The organism is Streptomyces sp. JLBT605, from assembly GCF_058215555.1.
In genome coordinates this window covers 6,317,458-6,337,417 of sequence record NZ_CM177087.1, presented here as the reverse complement: position 1 = coordinate 6,337,417, position 19,960 = coordinate 6,317,458, and the positions used below count along the sequence as shown (strand labels likewise).

Here is a 19,960-nt window from a genome sequence, read left to right as displayed (position 1 = left end):
GTCCAGGCCACCCCTCGCCGGGCAAGGGCAGCGCCGGTTGCCCCATCGGGCAGCGGCGGTCAGACCGTGGCGCCGCCGAATTCGCTCAGCGCGCGCTCGACGATCGCCTCCAGCTGGGCGTGGTGGGCGCCGCGCCAGTAGACCCGGTGGCATTCCGTGCACTGCGCGAAGACGTCGTAGGTGCGGCGGGTGCCGTGTTCCAGCCGCTCCTGGACCGCGTCCTTGTCGGCCTCGGTCAGCACTCCGTTGCACGCGGTGCAGCGTGTCCACGGGTCGAGGCGCGGCGCGAAGCGGCTCAGGACGTCGCGTAGTTGCTCGTCCGGCCGGTCGCTGTAGACGAAACCGCCGGCCCAGATCTCGCGCCGTCGCAGCAGGCCGCGGTCGCGGGAGAGCAGTACCCGCCGCTGGGCCGCGGACCGGGCGGCGAGCTCCGGGTCGCCGATGTCCTCGCTCTCGTACGCGGCGTCGACGCCCAGCAGCCGCAGCCGGCGGGCGAGGGTCCCCAGGTGGACGTCGAGCAGGAAGCGCAGCGGCGCGCCCGGCACCTGCTGCGGCCGGTCGACGGCCCGCACCTCGACGGTCTCGCCCGCCACCGGGACGTGGGAGGCGGGGACCTCGCGGCCGTCCACCAGCAGCCGGCCGACCTCGGTGAGCGGGACGCCGAGCGACTCCACGACATGTCCGAGAGTGGACGACCCGTCGGTGGCCAGCACGGTCCGGCCGCCGCGGCGCTCGGCCGCGGCGAGGGGGTGCAGCTGGGGGTCGAAGCTGATGTGGATCTCGGGTCCGTTCACACGGCCAGCATGCCATCGCGCCGGGCGGCCCGGCCGGGCTTTTTCCGGCGGCTGTCCACGGCTCCCGAAAAGTTCCCAGGCTGCGGCCGGGATCGGCTTAGACTCGGGACGTGGCTTCTGACGAGGGGACCGTACGGGTCGACAGCTGGATCTGGTCCGTGCGCTTGACGAAAACACGGTCGCTGGCCGCCTCCGCCTGCCGGGCCGGTCATGTGCGGGTCAACGGTGAGCGCGTCAAGCCCGCTCAGCCGGTGCGGCCCGGTGACGAGGTGCGGCTGCGGCTGGCCGGGCGGGAGCGGATCGTGGTCGTCTCCCGCGTCATCCGCAAGCGGGTCGGGGCGCCGGTCGCGGCTGAGTGTTTCGTCGACAACTCTCCTCCGCCCCCGCCGCGCGAGGAGCTGGTGGTGGTCGCCGTACGGGACCGGGGCGCCGGACGTCCCACCAAGCGGGACCGGCGGGACCTGGACCGGCTCCGTGGCCTGGAGGCGGCGCCCCTGCTGCCGCCGCCGGACGAGGAGTAGGCCGGACACCGCCAGAGGAGTGGACGAGGAGTGCCGGGCGGGTCGCCGACCGCTGCCGTCACAATGGACGCATGGCACGACGCACGTCACGCACCCGACCGACCACGAACCGCCCCGCCCGCGGGCCCCTGGCCCACCGCTCGGGCGCCTGTCCCTGCGGGCTGCCCGCCGGCTACGCCGAGTGCTGCGGACGTCTCCACTCCGGTCAGGCGCGCGCGGCCACCCCGGAAGAGCTGATGCGTTCCCGGTTCAGCGCCTACGCGGTGCACGACGAGGCGTATCTGCTGCGCAGCTGGCATCCGGAGACCCGGCCGCCGGGCATCGACTTCGATCCCGAGCTGCGCTGGCAGCGGCTGGAGATCCTGGGCAGCACCGACGGCGGGGTTTTCCGCAACGAGGGCACGGTGGAGTTCCGGGCGACTTACGTCGCGCACGGGCAGGCGGGCGAGCTGCACGAGAACAGCCGGTTCACCCGCGTCGACGGCGCCTGGGTGTACGTCGACGGGATCATCGAGGACTGACCGGTCCCACTGACCGGAGGCCAACGCCGGGGCAGGGTTCAGCTGTCGGCGATTTCTGCTGACAGCATGGTTGCGGTGTTCAAAGGCGGGCCGCGGCAGGCAGAGTCGCCGTCATGAAGCTACTGATGCTGGGTGGAACGGAATTCGTCGGCCGGTCGATCACCGAGGAGGCGCTGGCCAGGGGCTGGGAGGTGACGGTCTTTCACCGCGGGCACCACGAGCCGCCGGAGGGCGTCACCGCCCTGCACGGCGACCGCCGGTCGGCGGACGGCCTCGCCGCGCTCGCCACCGGTGAGTGGGACGTCGTGGTCGACACCTGGTCGTTCGCGCCCTCGGCGGTGCGGGACTCGGCCCGGCTGCTGGCCGACCGGGTGGGCCGCTACGTCTACATCTCCAGCGCGTCGGTGTACCGGTACCCGGCCGCGGCGGGGCATGACGAGGACTTCCCCGTGGTGGACGGCTCCCCCGACGACGGCGAGGTCGACTACGCGCGGGCCAAGCGCGGCGCCGAGCTGGCCGTACTCGACGCCTTCGGCGAGCGGTCGCTGCTGGCGCGGGCGGGGCTGATCGTCGGCCCCGGGGAGAACGTCGGGCGGCTGCCGTGGTGGCTGTCGCGGATCGCGCGCGGCGGGAAGGTGCTGGCGCCGGGCCCGCGGGATCTGGCCCTGCAGTACATCGACACCCGGGATCTGGCCCACTGGGTGCTGGACGCCGCCGAGCGCCGGCTGACCGGTGCGTACAACGTGGTCAGCGCGCGGGGGCACGCCACGATCGGCGAGTTGCTCCAGGAGTGCGCGCGGGTCACCGGCGCCTCGGTGGAGTTGTGCTGGACCGAGCCGGAGGCGATCCTGGCGGCCGGGATCGAGCCGTGGATCCAGCTCCCGATCTGGCTGCCGCCGGGCGAGCTGTACGACACCATGTTCGACGCGGACGTGTCCAAGGCCCTCGCGGCCGGACTGCGTTGCCGCCCGATCGGCGAGACGGTGGCCGACACCTGGGCCTGGCTGGAGAAGCTGGGCGGGGTGGCGCCGCAGCGGCCCGACCGGCCGCTGAAGGGGCTGGACCTGGAGGTGGAGGCGGAGCTCCTGCGGCGTTGAACGCCCGTCGCAGACCGCCCCACCCGGCCGACCGGTGCCCTGATCCCACTGGCCGCGCCGGCCGATGCCCTGACCGCGGGTGACGCGGCTGCCGGAGGTCCGGTGGCCTCGGGCACGGTGAAGAGACAGGGCGCTGCCGTCTGTTGAGGACGGCAGCGCAAGCGGTGCCTCACCCCGAGGCCCCGCAGTTGTTGCAGCTCCATCCGCCGCTCGGTCCCTGGATGACCGGAGCTCCACACTGGGTGCAGTTCACGACGGACCCTCCCTTCTGGCTCCTCACCAGATAGACGCGGTGAGGGCCCCGGAAGCTGCCTCTCCACGCCAGACGGTGGTAAATACCACGTGAGACGGGTGAGAGGGGCCCGGAAAAGCCCATTCCGGTGACGTTGCGAAGCCAGTCTATGCCCGCGGGTAGTCAGTTCGCCGTAAGGCGACAGCGGCGAACACCGGGCGCCGCGGGAAGGTCGGGGTCCGCGAGGCGGGTCAGGGAACGCGGGGCGGTCAGGCGACGCGAGAAGACCTGGGCCGCGAGGCGGGTCAGGGGCCGAGCCGCAGCCGCAACTCCATCTCCTGGTCGCCGGAGACGTGGCTCTCGCTCCGGATGCCGAAGGCACGTTCCAGTGCCGTGCGCACCCGGCGCACCGGGGGTTCGATGCCGAAGAGGTCGACGGCCACCTGGCCGGTCAGCGGGGGCGAGGAGGCCGCGCCTCCGTGCCCGGTGCCCTGCTGCTCGGTCGTGTCGACGATCATCGACCAGACCATGTGGCCGTGGGCGGGGTCGGGCGGCGACTCCGAGGGCCTGCGCCGCGCGTCGTCGTCGGTGGCGGGGAACACCGCCTTCAGCGCCTCCAGCACGCGGTACGCGTCCTCCCGGTCACCGGAGACGCAGATGCCGACGCGTGCCGTGCTCAGCTGACTGCTCATTCGGCTCGGGTGTCCCCTCCTGACCGGCCTCAAACCTGCCCGGACGGGTGGTCGGATGCGGTGGCGCCTGCTGGTGGCTAGGGTGGAGAGGTGGCCGATCCGTCCGAATCTTTGGATTTTCTTCAGATTTGTCCGTTGGATTCGGTGGCCCCCACAGGACATGTGCTTCGGACCGGAGGCACGTTCCGCGGGATCAGGCCGTATCCCAGGTGACCGCACAGGCCCTGGTTGCGTGCGCTCCCGCGGTGGTGCCCCGCTCACCACCGATCCTGGAGCTGTCACAAATGAGCGTACGAACACAGGTCAAGCGCCCTTCGGCGCGGCACCCGCACGACGACGCCCCGGACACCGAGGCCGCGTTCGCCGCTCTCGCCTCGCTGCCCGAAGGGCCGGAGAAGGAAGCCCTGCGGCAGGAAGTGGTCTGCGCGTGGATGCCCATGGCCGAACGGCTCGCCCGCCAGTTCCGCAACCGGGGCGAGTCCCTGGAGGACCTCCGGCAGATCGCGGCCCTCGGCCTGGTCAAGGCCGTCGCCCGCTACGACCCGGCGCGCGGTAACACCTTCGCCAGCTTCGCCGTGCCCACCGTCGTCGGCGAGGTCAAGCGGCACTTCCGGGATCACACCTGGGGCACCCATGTGCCCCGCAGGATCCAGGAGCTGCGCAACCGGGTCCGGGTCGCCGAGCGCGAGCTGTCGCACTCGCTCGACCAGCGCGGCCCCAGCGTCGCCGAGATCGCGGCCTACACCCATCTGAGCGACCAGGAGGTCCGGATGGGCATGGAGGCGATGAACAGCTATTCACCCCTCTCGCTCGACGCCGAGCTGCCGGGCACCGAGGACGGCTACTCACTCACCGAGACCCTCGGCGATCTGGAGCCCGGCTACGACCGGGTGGTGGACCGCGAGGCCCTCAAACCGCAGCTGCGCGTCCTCCCGGACCGCGAACGGCAGATTCTCTACCTGCGCTTCTTCTGCGGGATGTCGCAGAACCGGATAGCCGACGAGCTCGGCATCTCCCAGATGCACGTCTCCCGGATACTCAGCCGCACCTGCGCCACCCTGCGTGACCGGGTCATGGCCGACCGGGCCTGAAGCCGACCCGGAGCCTTGAGGGGTCACGTCCGACCCGGTGCCTTGAAGGTCATGACCGACCCGGTGTGAGATCCGCTCTCGCCGCCCCGATGTCCTCCGACTCACCCACGGGGTGTTCGGTGCGGCCCGCGGGCGGATCCGCCGGGCCGGCCCCCACGTCGCCGTGGGCCTACCGGGTTACCCGGCTTCCGGGGCCGCAAACACACCCGGGAGCAGGAGGGACGCAGGGGCTGACGCAGGGGTGACGAAGCGGGATGCCGGATTAGGCACGGTGCCGACCGGGAACCCGTACCGAGATCTGAGACAAGCCGTGAGCCCCACACCCGGCCTCCGGGGCCGAGGACCGCTGACGGTGTCCGCCCGTAAGAGGAGCAAGGCGAATCCCATGTCGGCCTCATCGGAAGCTGTGGCGGGGGCACCGTGCTGGGTCACTCTGATGTCGCGCGACCTGCCGACCGCCCAGGAGTTCTACGGCGCGGTCCTCGGCTGGACCTTCCGCACCGGAGGGCTGGAAGAGGGATTCTCGGTCGCGCTGTCCGACGGCTCTCCGGTGGCCGGCATCGGCGCCTTCGCGCACACCTACCGGGTCGCGGTCTCCTGGACCCCGTACTTCTCCGTGGACAGCGCCGACGCGGCCGCCGCCCGGATCCGGGAGCGCAGCGCCACGGTCGCGGTCGGTCCCCTCACCTTCGGCAAGGGCCGGGCCGCGCTGGCCGCCGACCCGGACGGCGCGGTCTTCGGTATCTGGGAGGGCAAGCGGGGCCAGTGGGCGGTGGGCCGGGGACATGCGCCGGCCCACCTGGAGCTGCGCACCCGGGACACCTTCGCCGCCGCGATCTTCTACGCGGAGGTGCTCCAGTGGGCCTCGGAGGGGCGCGACGGCTGTGACATCGACTACCAGGGCGAGCAGGTGATCGTCCGGGACGGCAACCAGGCGATCGCCCGGATCAGCGGGGGCGCGGTCGAGTCGGCGCCCGATCCGCATGTCCGGCCCCGCTGGCATGTGTATTTCGAGGTGCCGGACGTGGACGCGGCCGTCTCCGCGGCGTCGCTGAACGGCGGGTCGGTGGTCCGGCCGTCGTCGGTGTCGGAAGTCGGGCGGGAGGCCACCCTGCGCGACCCGGACGGCGGTCTGTTCACGGTGGTCACCCCGGACCGGCCCTTTTACGGGGTCACGCCCGGCTGACCGGGCTTCCGGCCGGGGCGGGCCTTCGCCTGCGGGCTTGCGGCCGGTGGCGCGCGCTCGCCGGGTCCGACGGCGGACGGATGCTCGCCGGGCGCGGTCAGGCGGGCGGCAGCATCGGGCCGCACTCCCACTGCTGGAAGATCAGCCGGGTCTCCACCCGGGCGACCTCCCGGTGCGAGGTGAATTCGTCCAGCACCAGGCGTTGCAGGTCCGAGGCTCCGGTCACCGCGACGTGGACCAGGTAGTCGTCCGGGCCGGTGAGGTGGAACAGCGCCCGCGACTCCGGCAGCGCGCGGACCCGTTCCACGAAGGGACCGATCAGATCGCGCCGGTGCGGCCGGACCTGGACCAGCAGCAGCGCCTGGAGTCCGCGGCCGAGTTTCTCCGGATCGACGCGGAGTGCGTGGCCGAGGATCACGCCCGCCCGGCGCATCCGGTTCACCCGGTCCATGCAGGTGGACGGGGCGATGCCCACCTCGGCGGCCAGATCGCGGTAGGTCGCCCGTGCATCGTTCTGCAGCAGCCGCAGAATGTGCAGGTCCACCGGATCCAGAGGTATCGAATCGGACACTGGCCGAACATAACACGGAGTTTTTCCGCCACTCGTCGGTAACTGCCCAGCATGCCGCGCATGGATACGACAGCCGCCAGCAGAACCCGATCGCTGGCCACCGAGGCCGTACACGCCGGACGCGAGGACCTCGCGGAGCTCGGTGTGCACGCGCCGCCCCTGGACCTGTCCACCACCTACCCGTCGTACGACAGCCGCGCCGAGGCGGCCCGGCTGGACGCCTTCGCGGCCACCGGCGAGCAGCTGGACGGCCCGCCGGTCTACGCGCGGCTGGACAATCCCACCACCGCGCGTTTCGAGCGGGCGCTGGCCCGTCTGGAGGGCACCGAGAGCGCGGTCGCCTTCGCCAGCGGGATGGCCGCGCTCACCGCCTGCCTGCACGCGCGGATCAGCATGGGGCTGCGGCACGTGGTGGCGGTCCGCCCGCTCTACGGGTGCAGTGACCATCTGCTGACCGCCGGTCTGCTGGGCAGCGAGGTCACCTGGGTCGATCCTGCCGGGATAGCCGACGCCATCCGTCCGGACACCGGCCTGGTGATGGTGGAGACCCCGGCCAACCCGACGCTGGCCGAAATCGATCTGCGGGCCGTCGCGCACGCCTGCGGCGAGGTCCCGCTGCTGGTGGACAACACCTTCGCCACGCCGGTGCTCCAGCGTCCGGTGGAGCAGGGCGCGCGGATCGTGCTGCACAGCGCGACCAAGTACCTCGGCGGTCACGGCGACGTCCTCGCCGGCGTCGTCGCCTGCGACGAGGAGTTCGCACGGCGGCTGCGCCTGGTCCGCTTCGCCACCGGCGGTGTGCTGCACCCGCTCGCGGGCTATCTGCTGCTGCGCGGCCTGGCCACGCTGCCGGTGCGGGTGCGGGCGGCCTCCGCCACCGCCGCCGAGCTGGCCGCGCGGCTGGCGGCCGATCCCCGGATCGCGCGGGTCCACTATCCCCGGATCGGGGGAGCGATGGTCGCCTTCGAGGTGCACGGCGATCCGCACGCGGTGATCGCCGGAGTACGGCTGATCACCCCGGCGGTCAGCCTGGGCAGCGTCGACACGCTCATCCAGCACCCGGCCTCCATCAGCCACCGCATCGTGGAGGAGGGCGACCGTCGCTCGGCCGGGGTCAGCGACCGCCTGCTGCGGATGTCGGTGGGGCTGGAGGACGTCGAGGACCTCTGGCGCGACCTGGACGAGGCACTTGGCGCCTGAGGCGGTATCAACCAGGCTGCTGCCGGCCGATCAGCTCGTCCAGCGAGCCCTCCGGCACCTCGCCCCCGGGGGTGAGCTTGTCGACCGCGTCCGGCAGCGCCTGGGCCAGTTTGTCGGCGGCCTCCTCCGGGGACGAGCCGGCCCGCTGGGCGACGTGCTCCAGCACCTGGTACGGCAGGGCCCGGGCCAGTTCCGGGCCACTGACCGGCTCGTTCGCGCCGGTGCTCACCCAGGAGCGGGCCTTCTCGCCGAGCCCGCCGTCATGGAGCTGGTCCAGCAGGCCGCTCAGCGGATTGCCGCCGACGTGGCTGCCGAGGGCGTCGAGGAGCGTGCTGAGCAGCCGGCCGGTGCCCGCCCCGGCTCCGCCGCCGAGCAGTCCGTCGAGCTGACGTCCCAGGTCGTTGTCGGTCATGGAGGTGCCCTTCCTGGAGCAGGGTCGCGGGACGGCACGGACGCCCGTCCCCGACCAGCTGATGACTGGGACGAATCTATCCAACTCGGGCACATCCGGCGCCGCGGCCGATCCGGCCGGCCCTCCCCCGCCATCCATCGCCTGCCGCCTGCCGCCTGCCGCCTGCCGCCTGCCGCCTGCCGCCTGCCGCCTGCCGCCTGCCGCCTGCCGCCTGCCGCCTGCCGCCTGCCGCAGGGTGACGCACGGCGGGCACCGTTTCGGACCCCGGTCTTCCGGTTACCGAAGAGGGTGTCGGTTCCCCGAAGAGGTCTCGGCCCGCGGCGCCGGCCCGCGGCCGCGCGCCCGCGCCGGCGGGCAGCCGGGGGCGAGGAGGTACCCATGGCGAAGGCGAGGCACACCTTTGAGGTCACCCTGGAGGTGAACGCGGAGCCACGCACCCTGGTGGTCGACCACCGCGCCACCCTCCTGGACGTACTGCGCGAGCAGCTGGACCTGACCGGCGCCAAGAAGGGCTGCGACCACGGCCAGTGCGGCGCGTGCACGGTGCTGGTCGACGGCTCGCGGATGTACGGCTGCCTGCTGCTCGCCGTCGCCCAGCACGGCAAGCGGATCACCACGATCGAGGGCCTGTCCGACGGCTCCCGGCTGCACCCGCTGCAGGAAGCGTTCCTGGCCCGGGACGCCTTCCAGTGCGGCTACTGCACCCCGGGCCAGATCTGCTCGGCCCTGGGCGCGCTGGCGGAGATGTCGGCCGGGCGGCCGAGCGCGGTGACACCACCGGACCATCCCCTCGGAGAGCCGGTTCCGGACGGCGAGGCGGAGATCCGCGAGCGGCTCAGCGGCAACATCTGCCGGTGCGGCGCCTATCCGAACATCGTCCGGGCGGTGCGGGACGCGAGCGCGCGGCTCGAAGGCGCCGGCGGCCCATCGGCGGAGGAGCCCCGATGAGAAGCTTCCGCTACGAGCACGCCCAGGACGCGGCCACGGCCGTGGCGCTCGGTGCCGCCCCCGGGGCCCGTTTCCTGGGTGGCGGCACCAATCTCGTCGACCTGATGAAGCTCGGCGTCGAACGCCCCGAGCTGCTGGTGGACGTGGGTCGGCTGCCGCACCGCTCGGTGGAGCCCACCGCCACCGGCGGGCTGCTGATCGGGGCCGCGGTGCGCAACAGCGACCTGGCCTGCGACCCCGCGGTGCGCGAGCGCTACCCCGTGCTCGCCCAGGCCCTGCTGTCGGGCGCCTCGCCGCAACTGCGCAACGCGGCGACCGTCGGCGGCAATCTGCTGCAACGCACCCGCTGCCTGTACTTCCAGGACGTCGGCAAGCCCTGCAACAAGCGCTCCCCCGGCTCGGGTTGCCCGGCCCGGGAAGGGGTGCACCGGGATCTCGCGGTGCTGGGCGCGTCGGAGAGTTGCGTGGCCACCCACCCCTCCGACATGGCCGTCGCGCTGGCCGCGCTGGACGCCGAGGTCCATCTGCTGAGCGCGGCAGGGGCCCGGACGGTGCCCGTCGGCGAGCTGTACCGGCTGCCGGACGACCACCCCGAGCGGGACACCGTGCTGGAGCACGGCGAGCTGATCACGCACGTCGAGCTGGGCGAGGTGCCCGAGGCGGCGCACTCGGCGTACCGCAAGGTCAGGGACCGGGCGTCGTTCTCCTTCGCACTGGTCTCGGTGGCCGCGGCGCTGGCGGTGACGGACGGCACGGTCCAGCGGGTGCGGCTGGCCTTCGGCGGGGTGGCCGCCAAGCCGTGGCGGGCCCGGGCCGCCGAGGCGCGGCTGCTGGGCGCACCCGCCGTCGAGCAGGAGTTCGCCGCCGCCGTGGAGACCGAACTCGCCCCCGCCGAACCGCTGCGCGACAACGCCTTCAAGCTGCCCCTGCTGCGGCATCTGGCCGTACGCACCCTGTCCGGCCTGGCCGAACACGCGGCGGGCGGGCCGCTCGGCGGGGAGGACCGATGAGCTCCCCCGCCGCGCCGGGCGAGCCGGTGATCCGGCTGGAGGGGCGCGAGAAGGTCACCGGCGCCGCCCGGTACGCGACCGAGCACCCGGTCGACGGCTGCCGCTACGCCTGGCCGGTGCCCGCCACGATCGCCAAAGGCCGGATCACCTCGATCGACTGCGCCGACGCCCTGGCCGAACCCGGGGTGCTGACCGTCCTGACCCATGAGAACGCGCCACGGCTCGGCGAGAGCGACGACCCCACCCTCCAGGTGCTCCAGTCGCCCCGGGTGGCGCACCGCGGGCAGTACGTGGCGCTCGCGGTGGCGGATTCCTGGGAGGCCGCCCGGGAGGCGGCAGCCAGAGTCCGGGTGGAGTACGCGGCCGAGCCGCACGATGTGGAGCTGAGGTCCACTCACCCGGGCATGTACGCCCCGGAGAGGGTGAACGGCGGCTATCCGGCCGACCGCGTGCGCGGCGACTTCGACGCCGCCTTCGCGGAGTCGGCGGTGCGGGTGGACGCCGTCTACCGCATTCCGGCGCTGCACAACCATCCGATGGAGCCGCATGCCGCCACCGCCGTCTGGGCCGGCGACCGGCTGCGGGTCTACGACTCCAGCCAGGGCGCGAACACCGTCCGGGAGGTGCTCGCCGCCCTGTTCGGCCTGGCGGAGGAGGAGATCACCGTCGTCTCGGAGCACGTCGGCGGAGGTTTCGGCTGCAAGGGCACGCCCCGGCCGCATGTGGTGCTGGCGGTGATGGCGGCCCGGGAGACCGGTCATCCGGTCAAGGTCATGCTGCCCCGGCCGCACCTCGCCGCCGTGGTCGGGCACCGGGCCGCAACCGAGCAGCGGGTGCGGATCGGTGCCGGCTCCGACGGGCGGATCACGGCGCTCGCGCACGAGGTGTTCACCTACAGCTCCTCGGTGCTGGAGTTCGTCGAACAGGCGGCGACCCCGGCTCGGACCATGTACGCCAGTCCCGCCAGCCGCACCACGCACCGGCTGGCCCGGCTCGATGTGCCGACCCCGTCGTGGATGCGGGCGCCCGGCGAGTGTCCGGGGATGTTCGCGCTGGAGTCGGCGATGGACGAGCTGGCGGTCGCCTGCGACATCGACCCGGTGGAGCTGCGGCTGCGCAACGACACCGGCACCGAGCCGGATTCCGGCCGGCCGTTCAGCAGCCGTGGGCTCGCCGCCTGTCTGCGCGAGGGCGCCCGCCGGTTCGGCTGGGCGGGCCGCGACCCCCGGCCGGCCGCCCGTCCCGAGGGGCGGCTGCTGACCGGCACCGGAGTGGCGGCTTCCGGCTATCCGGCGTACATCGCGCCCTCGCAGGCGGAGGCCACCGCGGAGGCGTCGGGCCGCTTTCTGGTGCGGATCGCGGCGACCGACATCGGCACCGGCGCGCGGACCGTGCTGGCCCAGATTGCCGCCGAGGCGCTGGCCGTGCCGATGGAGCTGGTCCGGATCGAGATCGGCCGCACCGATCTGCCCCCGGCCTCGCTGGCGGGCGGCTCCTCCGGCACCGCCTCCTGGGGCTGGGCGGTGCACAAGGCGTGCCGGGCGCTGACGGAGGCCCTGGCGGAACGGAGCGGTCCGCTGCCCGAGTCGGGGCTGTCGGTGCACGCCGACACCGAGGACGACCTGGCCGCCAGGGGGCGGGAGTTCGCCCGGCGGTCCTTCGGCGCCCAGTTCGCCGAGGTGCAGGTGGACATGGACACCGGCGAGACCCGGGTGCGGCGGCTGCTGGGCGTCTTCGCGGCCGGCCGCGTCATCAATCCCGCCACCGCCCGCTCGCAGCTGATCGGCGGCATGACGATGGGCATGTCGATGGCGCTGCTGGAGAGCAGCACCATGGACCCCCGCTTCGGCGACCATGTCGAGCGCGACCTCGCCTCCTACCACCTGGCGGTGCACGCCGACGTACCCGATGTGCAGGCGCACTGGATCGACGAGAGGGACGACCGGCTCAACCCGATGGGCGTCAAGGGCATCGGCGAACTCGGCATCGTCGGCACCGCGGCGGCCGTCGCAAACGCGGTGCGGCACGCCACCGGGGTGCGGATCCGGACCCTGCCGGTCCGCCCCGAGGCGCTGCTGCCCGCGCTCGGCGAGTGGCAGACGGCGGGCGGCTGAGGCCGGCCGCCCCGGCGCAATCCCCGGGCCCGGGCGGCGGTTTCGGGTCCGCCGGCCCGCCGCGGCCTGACGGCGGGCCGGTGGACCCGGCCGTGGGGGACGGGCCGCGCTCAGCCGGCCAGGGCCGGGTAGTCGGTGTAGCCCGTGGCGTCACCGCCGTAGAAGGTGGCCGGGTCGGCCGTGTTGTACGGGCCGCCGGCCGCGAGGCGGCGCGGCAGATCGGGGTTGGCGAGGAAGAGCTGCCCGAAGGCGATCAGGTCCGCGGTGCCGTCCTCGATCAGCGAGAGCTCCTCGGGCCCGGTGGGCCGGCCCTCGGTGTGCGGGTTGAGGATGAAGGTGCCGGAGAACCGCTTCCGCAGGGCGTGGGTGAGGTCGCGGTCGCCGGCCTCCAGTACGTGCAGATAGGCCAGGTCCAGCGGGGCGATCCGCTCCAGGAGTGCCTCGTAGGTGGGGCGCGGGTCGGGCTCGTCGATGTCGTTGGTCGGGGCCCCGGGGGAGATCCGCAGGCCGGTGCGCTCGGAGCCGATCGCGGCGGCGACGGCGGCGGCCACCTCCGCGGCGAACCGGATGCGCCCGGCGGCCGTACCGCCCCATCCGTCGGTGCGCCGGTTGGTGTTGGGCGCGAGGAACTGGTGGATCAGATAGCCGTTGGCACCGTGCAGTTCGACGCCGTCGAAACCCGCCTCGACCGCGTTGCGCGCGGCCGCCACATGGTCGGCGACGGTCTGCTCGATCTCCGCCTCGGTCAGCTCGCGCGGGGTGACGAAGTCCTTCATGCCGTCAGGGGTGAAGAGCTGTCCGCGCGCCGCGACCGGGGACGGAGCCACCGGCACCATGGCGTCGGGCAGCAGGACCGGGTGGCCGACGCGGCCGGTGTGCATCAGCTGGAGGAAGATCCGGCCGCCCTCGGCGTGCACCGCGTCGGTCACCTTGCGCCAGGCCGCGACCTGTTCGGCGCTGTGCACGCCGGGAGTGAACGGGTACCCCTGTCCTATGACCGACGGCTGGGTGCCCTCGGTGATGATCAGGCCGGCGGAGGCGCGCTGCGCGTAGTACTCCGCTGTCAGCTCCGACACCAGTCCGCCATAGGCGCGACTGCGCGTCATCGGCGCCATCACGACGCGGTTGGCGAGCGTCGCGCCGGCGAGGTTGATCGGGTCGAATGCGCTGGTCATGGCTGTCCCCTCGATAATTAATTGGCCGACCAATCAATTGCCTGCGGCCACTGTAGCGCATTACTTGGCCGGCCAACATAATGGGCGGAGCAGACCACGACACCGCAGGAGCACGCGCATGCCCGACCCCTCTTCCACGCCCGCAGGTTCCACGCCCACCGGCCCGGACGACGCCTCCCCCGCCCCGCGTCAGGACGTCCCCGACGACGGCCGGATCAGCCACGCCATCGCCCGCGTGGCCCGGGCCCACCGCTTCACCGCCGGACAACTGCTGCGCCGCCTCGGCCTGTACGCCGGGCAGGAGCTGTTGATGATGCGGCTGTGGGAGGCCGGCCCGCAGCGCCAGTCGGAGCTGATCAGGCTGCTGGGCCTGGACCCGTCGACGGTGACCCGCATGGTGCAGCGGCTGGAGCAGGCCGGGCTGGTCAGCCGGACCGCCGATCCGGCCGACCGGCGGGCCGTGCTGGTCACGACCACGCCGGCGGGTCAGGCCCTGCGCGGCGAGGTGGCGCAGGTGTGGCAGGAGCTGGAGGACCGCACTCTCGCCGGCCTCGGCGAGGCCGACCGCCGCGAGCTGGCCCGGCTGCTGGAGCTGGTCGAGGCCAATCTGACCACCGGCTGATCCGCGCGGATCCACCCGGCGGCACGTGCCGCTGGACCGTGACGGCCGGGCCGGTGACGTCGTTCACCCAATGTCCCGTCCGGTCACCCGCCGGTTGACGGGACGCGGATTTCACGGCGGACGGCCGGACCCGCGGCCCGGTCGGTGCGGAGGGGGCGGACATGGACGAAGCTGTGGCGTATCCGTACGAAGGAGCGGCGCGCGGGGTGCCCGGCTCGCGCGGCGGAAAGCCCGGTGCGCGCGGCGAGAAAAAGCCCGGTGCGCGCGGTGAAAAAACGGTCCCGCTACCCCCGGCCTCGGCGCAGGCGTCGCCGACCGGCTCGGAGGTGGGCGAGGAGCTGACCGAGGCGTACTGGGCGACCTGGGACGGCGCCGCGTCCCGCACCAGCCTGTGGCGGATCATGCGACGGCTGCCGGCGATCTGCCGGCGAGTGCTGCTGATGGCCTGGGGCGCCGACCCGCGCGCCACGGCCGCGGTGGTCGTGGCGCAGCTGGCCTCGGCGACCATGGCCGCCTTCGGGCTGCTGGCCTCCGTCGGCGTGCTCCAGGCCCTGTTCGCGCAGGGAGCCACCCCGGAGCGGGTGCGGGCGGCCCTCCCGTCGCTGCTCCTGGTCGCGGTGCTGCTGATGGCCCGGGCCCTGCTGGACACCGCGGTGGCGCTGAGCGAGGCGCGGCTGACGCCGAAGATCCGGCGGACCGTGGAGGCGGACTTCCTGCGGCTGACCGCGCATGTGCGGCTGGAGGCGGTCGACGACGCGCACTGGTCGGACGACTCCAACCGCGCCTACGACCGCGGTCTGTACTACACCCGGCAGTCCATCAGCCAGATCATCCAGCTGGCCTCGGCGCTGCTCGGCCTGGCCGGCGCCGCCGGGGTGCTGACGGTGCTCCACCCGTTACTGCTGCCGCTGCTGCTGGCCTCGGTCGTCCCGCAGGGCCTGGCGGCGGTGCGCTCGGCGCGGACCCGGTTCCTGTCCCAGGTCCGGTACAGCACCCTGCAGCGCCGCATCCGGATGTTCAGCTGGCTGCTGCTGGACCGCAGCGCGGCCGCGGAGCTGCGCTCCTGCACCGCGCAGTCGGCGCTCCTGGGCGAGCACGAGCGGATCGCCCGGCTGATCGAGGCCGAGGACGCCCGGCTGGGCCGCCAGGAGGCGGCGACCGGGCTGCTGGGCCGGGCGGTCGGCGGCGCGGCCACGGCCCTGACCTACACCGCGCTGATCTGGATGACCACCGCCGGCTGGCTGCCGCTGGCCGCGGGGGGCGGGGCCGTGCTGGCCATCCGGGCGAGTCAGGGCACCCTGTCGCGTGCCGTGCTGGCCACCCACTACGTCTACGAGCACGCCCTGTGGGTGGAGGACCTGATCGGCTTTCAGAAGCGGTGCCGTACCCTCAGCCCGCGGCGCACCGGCCGCCCGGCCCCCGACACGGTGAAGACCGTCACGGTCGAGGACCTGATCTATGCCTACCCGGACGCCCCCGGCCCCGCCCTGCGCGGCGTGTCCATGACGCTGCACGCGGGCTCCACGGTGGCGTTCGTGGGGGCCAACGGCTCCGGCAAGTCGACCATGTCCAAGCTGCTGGCGGGGCTGTACGAGCCGAGGTCGGGGGCGATCCGCTGGGACGGCACGGATCTGCGCGAGGTCGATGCCGAGACCGTGCAGCGCCGGGTGGCGATGGTCCTCCAGGACCCGGTCAAGTGGCCGCTGTCGGCGCTCGCCAACATCACCGTCTCGACCGGCACGATCACCGACGCCGATCCGGAACGGGCCCGGGACGCGGCGGTGGAGTCCGGCGCCGACCGGATCATCGCCTCGCTGCCGCACGGCTGGGCGACCCCGCTGTCCAAGCGGTTCAAGGAGGGCAGCGAGCTGTCGGGGGGCAACTGGGCGAAGTTCGCGGTGGCCCGCGGGCTCTACAAGGACGCCGCCGTGCTGATCCTCGACGAGCCGACCGCGAACATGGACCCGCGCGCCGAGCACGCCGTCTACACCTCCGTGCTGCACGGCCGCCGGAACCCGGACCGGATCACCATCCTGATCTCGCACCGGCTGGCGAGCGTCGTCGACTGCGACCACATCTACGTCTTCCAGGACGGCCGGATCGTGGAGTCCGGCGACCACGCGGAGCTGATGGCGCTGGGCGGCGAGTACGCACAGATGTTCACCCTCCAGGCGGCCGCCTACCGCACGGCGTGAGCCCACGGCCGGCCCGGCCCACCCGTCCCGCCGCGGCGGCCGGGCGGCCCGGCGGAATCTGGGTTTTGATCACCCCATGGCCTCTCCCCCGTCCCCACCCGCGGCCGAGCCGGTGCTGCCGCGGCTGGAGCCGATGCTGGCCACTCCCGGGCCGCTGCCGACCGCCGCCGGCTGGGCGTACGAGGTCAAGTGGGACGGCGCGCGGGCCCTGGTCTACCTGCCCGGGGACGGCAGCACCGAGCTGATCAGCCGCAGCGGGCGCCGGGTCACCGCCGGCTATCCGGAGCTCGCGGCCCTGGCCGCCCCCGGCCTGGCCGCGGTGCTGGACGGGGAGATCGTCGCTCTCGACGAGCGGGGCCGCCCGGACTTCTCCCGGATGCAGCAGCGCATGGGGCTCACCCGGCCGACCGCGGTCCGCACCGCCGCCCGCGCCTGCCCCGTCACCCTGATGCTCTTCGACGTCCTCCACCTCGCCGGACGCTCCACGCTCGATCTGCCCTACACCGAACGGCGGCAGCTGCTGGAGGAGCTGGCCGTGGAGGGCCCGCACGCGGCCACCCCGCCGTACTGGCCGCCGGGAGAGGGCCGCAGCGCGCTGGAGTGGACCCGGGAGCACGGCCTGGAAGGCGTCATCGCCAAGCGCGCCGGCTCCCGCTACGAACCGGGCCGCCGATCGCGGAACTGGATCAAGACCAAGCATGTGCGCACCGTCGACATCGTGATCGGCGGCTGGGTGGCGGCGGACGAACGGGCCACCGTGGTGCGTTCGCTGCTGATCGGCGTGGAGCAAGCCGCCGGCAGGGGACTGCGCTACGCCGGTTCGGTGGGGACCGGGTTCTCCGTTGCCGAGAGCCGCCGGCTGGCCGGTCTGCTGCGTGACCGGGCGAGCACCGTGCCGCCGTTTCAGGACAGCGCCGCCATCGAACTCACCCATCCCGTCAACTGGGTGCTGCCCACGCTCCGTGGTGAGGTGGAGTACCTCGAATGGACCCGTGGCGGACGGCTGCGCGCCCCGGTCTGGCGCGGTCTGCGCGGCCCCGGGGACGTGGCACCGTACTGAATCGGCCCCCATCGGACACCCTGGTGCACACCGCGAATCGGGGACATGTGAAAGTGGTTCTCGGCAGCAGTGGATCGAGGGCAGGAGCCGCGCGTGCAGACCCGTACCGCACTGGTCGAGAATCTGATGGAACGCTTCCCTCATGTGCCGCGGGAAGCCGTCATCAAGGAGGATCTGCTGCGCGGCGGAATCGCCTTCGACGATTCCGCGCTCAGTGGTAACGAAGGCGGCGACGTCAAGCCGAAGTCGTACTTCATCTTCTCCTTCGACCACCGCACACTGCCCGAATTGGGGGCCGCGGCGCTCAACCGGCCGCCGGAGGAGATCGTGCTGACCGGTGGTCCGTACGAACTGCGGCGCACGGTGGTGTCGGTGCGGGTCAATCCCGATTCACCGTATCGGGTCAAGCCCGGTGACTCGGGTGCGCTGGGGCTCTATCTGGACGGGGTGCGGATCGCCGATGTGGGTCTGCCGCCGATGCCGGAGTACTACCGGCACACACTGGCGAGCGGCAAGTCGGTGATGGAGGTGGCGCCGACCATTCAGTGGGGCTATCTCATCTATCTGACGGTCTTCCGGGTGTGCCAGTACTTCGGCGCGAAGGAGGAGTGCCAGTACTGCGACATCAACCACAACTGGCGTCAGCACAAGGCGGCCGGGCGCCCGTACACCGGGGTGAAGCCGGTGGAGGAGGTGCTGGAGGCGCTGGAGATCATCGACCGGTACGACACCGCGCGCGCCTCGACCGCGTACACCCTCACCGGCGGTGCGATCACCTCCAAGGTCCAGGGGCGCGACGAGGCCGATTTCTACGGGCAGTACGCCCAGGCCATCGAGGAGCGCTTCCCGGGCCGGTGGATCGGCAAGGTGGTCGCGCAGGCCCTTCCGAAGGAGGATGTGCGGCGGTTCCATGACTACGGCATCCGCATCTACCACCCCAATTACGAGGTGTGGGACGAGCGGCTGTTCCACCTGTACTGCCCGGGCAAGGAGCGGTATGTGGGCCGCGACGAGTGGCACCGGCGCATTCTGGATTCAGCCGAGATCTTCGGTGCGCGGAATGTGATCCCGAATTTTGTCGCCGGTGTCGAGATGGCCGAGCCGTTCGGTTTCACGACGGTCGACGAGGCGATCGATTCGACCGCCGAGGGACTTCGGTTCTTCATGTCGCGGGGTATCACGCCGCGGTTCACGACCTGGTGCCCGGAACCGACCACACCACTGGGCAAGGCGAATCCGCAGGGCGCGCCGCTCGAATACCACATCAGGCTGCTGGACGTGTACCGCGCGACGCTGGAGGAGTTCAACCTGACCTCGCCGCCCGGCTACGGCCCGCCCGGGCCGGGGCGCGCGGTGTTCTCGGTGTCCTCCTTCATGGACAGCCTGCCGCTGCGCGAGGACGCGCCGGGCGAGGACATGCCGCGCGAGGGGGCCGAACTCCCGGCCGGCTGACCGGTGGTGGTGACGGTGCGCTGCGCGGAGAAGCCGCCCCAGGTGCCGTCGGGGAGCTTGGCGCGGATCCTGACCCGGTAGGCCGCGGCCGGCCTGGCGCCGATGTAGAGGCTGTAGCCGGCCCGGCCCCGGGGCGCGTCGGCTCCCCACACCACGGTCGTGGTGAATCTTCCGTCCAGGTAGATCTGGTACTCCGTGACCTCCCCGCCGGTCTCCGGCGGGGTCCAGGACAGATCGAGGTAGTGGGTGCCCTGCTCGCTGCGCGCCGTCACCTTCAGGCGGGTGGGGGCCGGGCCGGCGCCGGCCGGTGCCGAGGCGGTTCTCAGGCGCACCGCCGGGCTGGCCGGCGAGAGGTTGTCGGCCGCGTCGCGTGCCTTGACGGTGAAGGTGTAGTCGGTGCCCGGCCGCAGCCCGGTGATCTGTGCGGTGGTCTCGTCCCCGGGGACGCTGTGGATCTTCGAGTCGCCCTGGTAGATGTCGTAACTGGCCACCTTCCGGTCGTCCGTCGAGCGGCGCCAGCCGAGGGTGGCCGCGCCGGCGCCGTCGGCGCGCCCGCGCAGCCGTGCCGGGCGGGTGGGCGGCTTCCGGTCATCGGCGGCTGAGGAGAGCGTGGTGACGGATATCTGCGCGCTGGGCGGCGAGAGATGACCGGCGGCGTCCCGGGCGCGCACGGTGAAGCGGTAGACCGAGGCGGGCCTCAGGCCGGTGATGTCGACCATGTGCCGCGGCGCCGCCACCTCCTTGACCTTGGTGCCGCCGCGGTAGATCTCGTATCCGGTCACGCCCGTGTCATCGCTGGAGGGTTTCCACATCACATGCGCCGAGGTGGCGCTGCCGGCCTGGACGGTGACGCCGGTGGGGGTGGCGGGCGGCCGGGAGTTGCGGCCCTCGTCCGCGCCGCAGGCGGTCAGCGCGAGGGCGCAGGCCAGGGCCGTCCACGCGGGCTCGGAACACCGTCTCACCGTCATGCCTCCCGCACCCCCGGCGCAATGGTCTAGACATATATGACACAGTCGGCACCCGGGCGGCAAGGGTCGGGCATGCGGCAAAACCTAGGCTGATTAATC

General features: G+C 72.8%; 18 protein-coding genes and 1 pseudogene. 13 read left to right on the top strand and 6 right to left on the bottom strand.

The window, feature by feature from the left end; all coding sequences use genetic code 11:
• Nucleotides 1–59 precede the first annotated feature (59 nt).
• Nucleotides 60–794: a Mut7-C RNAse domain-containing protein gene (locus tag AC4BDD_RS27490; protein ID WP_490688151.1), complete on the bottom strand. Its 735-nt coding sequence runs from the start codon at nucleotides 792–794 to the stop codon at nucleotides 60–62.
• Nucleotides 795–904: 110 nt separating this feature from the next.
• Here AC4BDD_RS27490 and AC4BDD_RS27485 point away from each other — a divergent pair, with 110 nt between their 5' ends.
• The 3 genes from AC4BDD_RS27485 (at nucleotide 905) to AC4BDD_RS27475 (ending at nucleotide 2,933) form a co-directional block, all read left to right on the top strand.
• Complete coding sequence (locus AC4BDD_RS27485) at nucleotides 905–1,315, top strand: RNA-binding S4 domain-containing protein (protein WP_490688150.1); 411 nt, start codon at nucleotides 905–907, stop codon at nucleotides 1,313–1,315.
• A gap of 71 nt (nucleotides 1,316–1,386) precedes the next feature.
• Nucleotides 1,387–1,836 carry a YchJ family protein gene (locus AC4BDD_RS27480; RefSeq protein WP_490688149.1) on the top strand — a complete coding sequence of 150 codons (450 nt, stop codon included), beginning with the start codon at nucleotides 1,387–1,389 and terminating at the stop codon, nucleotides 1,834–1,836.
• 113 nt (nucleotides 1,837–1,949) lie between these two features.
• Complete coding sequence (locus AC4BDD_RS27475) at nucleotides 1,950–2,933, top strand: NAD-dependent epimerase/dehydratase family protein (RefSeq protein ID WP_490688148.1); 984 nt, start codon at nucleotides 1,950–1,952, stop codon at nucleotides 2,931–2,933.
• A 537-nt stretch (nucleotides 2,934–3,470) separates the two neighbouring features.
• On the opposite strand, the gene AC4BDD_RS27470 is transcribed toward AC4BDD_RS27475, so the two are convergent.
• Nucleotides 3,471–3,857 (bottom strand): hypothetical protein, encoded by a 387-nt coding sequence (locus tag AC4BDD_RS27470; RefSeq protein ID WP_490688147.1) that lies wholly within the window; start codon nucleotides 3,855–3,857, stop codon nucleotides 3,471–3,473.
• Between the two features lie 284 nt (nucleotides 3,858–4,141).
• On the opposite strand from AC4BDD_RS27470, the gene AC4BDD_RS27465 reads away from it, so the two are divergent.
• Both AC4BDD_RS27465 and AC4BDD_RS27460 read left to right on the top strand, forming a co-directional pair.
• The gene (locus AC4BDD_RS27465; RefSeq protein WP_490688146.1) at nucleotides 4,142–4,948 is read left to right on the top strand and encodes a SigB/SigF/SigG family RNA polymerase sigma factor; all 807 of its coding nucleotides are present in this window, start codon (nucleotides 4,142–4,144) and stop codon (nucleotides 4,946–4,948) included.
• A 436-nt stretch (nucleotides 4,949–5,384) separates the two neighbouring features.
• Nucleotides 5,385–6,134: a VOC family protein gene (locus tag AC4BDD_RS27460; protein ID WP_490688145.1), complete on the top strand. Its 750-nt coding sequence runs from the start codon at nucleotides 5,385–5,387 to the stop codon at nucleotides 6,132–6,134.
• Between the two features lie 97 nt (nucleotides 6,135–6,231).
• Here AC4BDD_RS27460 and AC4BDD_RS27455 read toward each other — a convergent pair whose 3' ends face one another.
• Nucleotides 6,232–6,705, bottom strand: a complete 474-nt coding sequence (locus AC4BDD_RS27455; protein ID WP_490688144.1) for an Lrp/AsnC family transcriptional regulator — start codon at nucleotides 6,703–6,705, stop codon at nucleotides 6,232–6,234.
• A 60-nt stretch (nucleotides 6,706–6,765) separates the two neighbouring features.
• On the opposite strand from AC4BDD_RS27455, the gene AC4BDD_RS27450 reads away from it, so the two are divergent.
• Nucleotides 6,766–7,905 carry a trans-sulfuration enzyme family protein gene (locus AC4BDD_RS27450; RefSeq protein WP_490688143.1) on the top strand — a complete coding sequence of 380 codons (1,140 nt, stop codon included), beginning with the start codon at nucleotides 6,766–6,768 and terminating at the stop codon, nucleotides 7,903–7,905.
• Nucleotides 7,906–7,912: 7 nt separating this feature from the next.
• Here AC4BDD_RS27450 and AC4BDD_RS27445 read toward each other — a convergent pair whose 3' ends face one another.
• A complete protein-coding gene (locus AC4BDD_RS27445) occupies nucleotides 7,913–8,317 on the bottom strand; it encodes a YidB family protein (protein ID WP_490688142.1) in 405 nt (134 codons plus the stop codon).
• A 378-nt stretch (nucleotides 8,318–8,695) separates the two neighbouring features.
• On the opposite strand from AC4BDD_RS27445, the gene AC4BDD_RS27440 reads away from it, so the two are divergent.
• Genes AC4BDD_RS27440 through AC4BDD_RS27430 form a run of 3 tightly spaced genes read left to right on the top strand, consistent with a single transcriptional unit; the run spans nucleotide 8,696 to nucleotide 12,389 of the window.
• A complete protein-coding gene (locus tag AC4BDD_RS27440) occupies nucleotides 8,696–9,265 on the top strand; it encodes a (2Fe-2S)-binding protein (RefSeq protein WP_490688141.1) in 570 nt (189 codons plus the stop codon).
• Entirely contained in the window at nucleotides 9,262–10,275 is a 1,014-nt protein-coding gene (locus AC4BDD_RS27435; protein ID WP_490688140.1) for an FAD binding domain-containing protein, read from the top strand. The genes AC4BDD_RS27440 and AC4BDD_RS27435 overlap by 4 nt, the downstream gene beginning before the upstream one ends.
• A complete protein-coding gene (locus AC4BDD_RS27430) occupies nucleotides 10,272–12,389 on the top strand; it encodes a xanthine dehydrogenase family protein molybdopterin-binding subunit (RefSeq protein WP_490688139.1) in 2,118 nt (705 codons plus the stop codon). Before AC4BDD_RS27435 ends, AC4BDD_RS27430 begins: the two co-directional genes overlap by 4 nt.
• A 110-nt stretch (nucleotides 12,390–12,499) precedes the next feature.
• Here the strand turns inward: AC4BDD_RS27430 and AC4BDD_RS27425 are convergent, their stop codons facing one another.
• Complete coding sequence (locus tag AC4BDD_RS27425; protein ID WP_490688138.1) at nucleotides 12,500–13,564, bottom strand: alkene reductase; 1,065 nt, start codon at nucleotides 13,562–13,564, stop codon at nucleotides 12,500–12,502.
• Nucleotides 13,565–13,682: 118 nt separating this feature from the next.
• Here AC4BDD_RS27425 and AC4BDD_RS27420 point away from each other — a divergent pair, with 118 nt between their 5' ends.
• The 4 genes from AC4BDD_RS27420 to AC4BDD_RS27405 all read left to right on the top strand — a co-directional run bounded on the left by AC4BDD_RS27420 (nucleotide 13,683) and on the right by AC4BDD_RS27405 (nucleotide 18,893).
• A complete protein-coding gene (locus AC4BDD_RS27420) occupies nucleotides 13,683–14,186 on the top strand; it encodes a MarR family winged helix-turn-helix transcriptional regulator (RefSeq protein WP_490688137.1) in 504 nt (167 codons plus the stop codon).
• A 161-nt stretch (nucleotides 14,187–14,347) separates the two neighbouring features.
• Nucleotides 14,348–16,381 carry an ATP-binding cassette domain-containing protein gene (locus AC4BDD_RS27415; protein ID WP_490688136.1) on the top strand — a complete coding sequence of 678 codons (2,034 nt, stop codon included), beginning with the start codon at nucleotides 14,348–14,350 and terminating at the stop codon, nucleotides 16,379–16,381.
• A gap of 76 nt (nucleotides 16,382–16,457) precedes the next feature.
• Nucleotides 16,458–17,441: a non-homologous end-joining DNA ligase gene (ligD, locus tag AC4BDD_RS27410; protein ID WP_490688135.1), complete on the top strand. Its 984-nt coding sequence runs from the start codon at nucleotides 16,458–16,460 to the stop codon at nucleotides 17,439–17,441.
• 126 nt (nucleotides 17,442–17,567) lie between these two features.
• Nucleotides 17,568–18,893 carry a radical SAM protein gene (locus tag AC4BDD_RS27405; protein ID WP_490691956.1) on the top strand — a complete coding sequence of 442 codons (1,326 nt, stop codon included), beginning with the start codon at nucleotides 17,568–17,570 and terminating at the stop codon, nucleotides 18,891–18,893.
• Here AC4BDD_RS27405 and AC4BDD_RS27400 read toward each other — a convergent pair.
• Nucleotides 18,893–19,861 (bottom strand): annotated as a pseudogene (locus AC4BDD_RS27400) (fibronectin type III domain-containing protein); the annotation flags it as partial. The gene AC4BDD_RS27405 and the pseudogene AC4BDD_RS27400 sit on opposite strands and share 1 nt — an antisense overlap.
• Nucleotides 19,862–19,960: the final 99 nt, after the last annotated feature.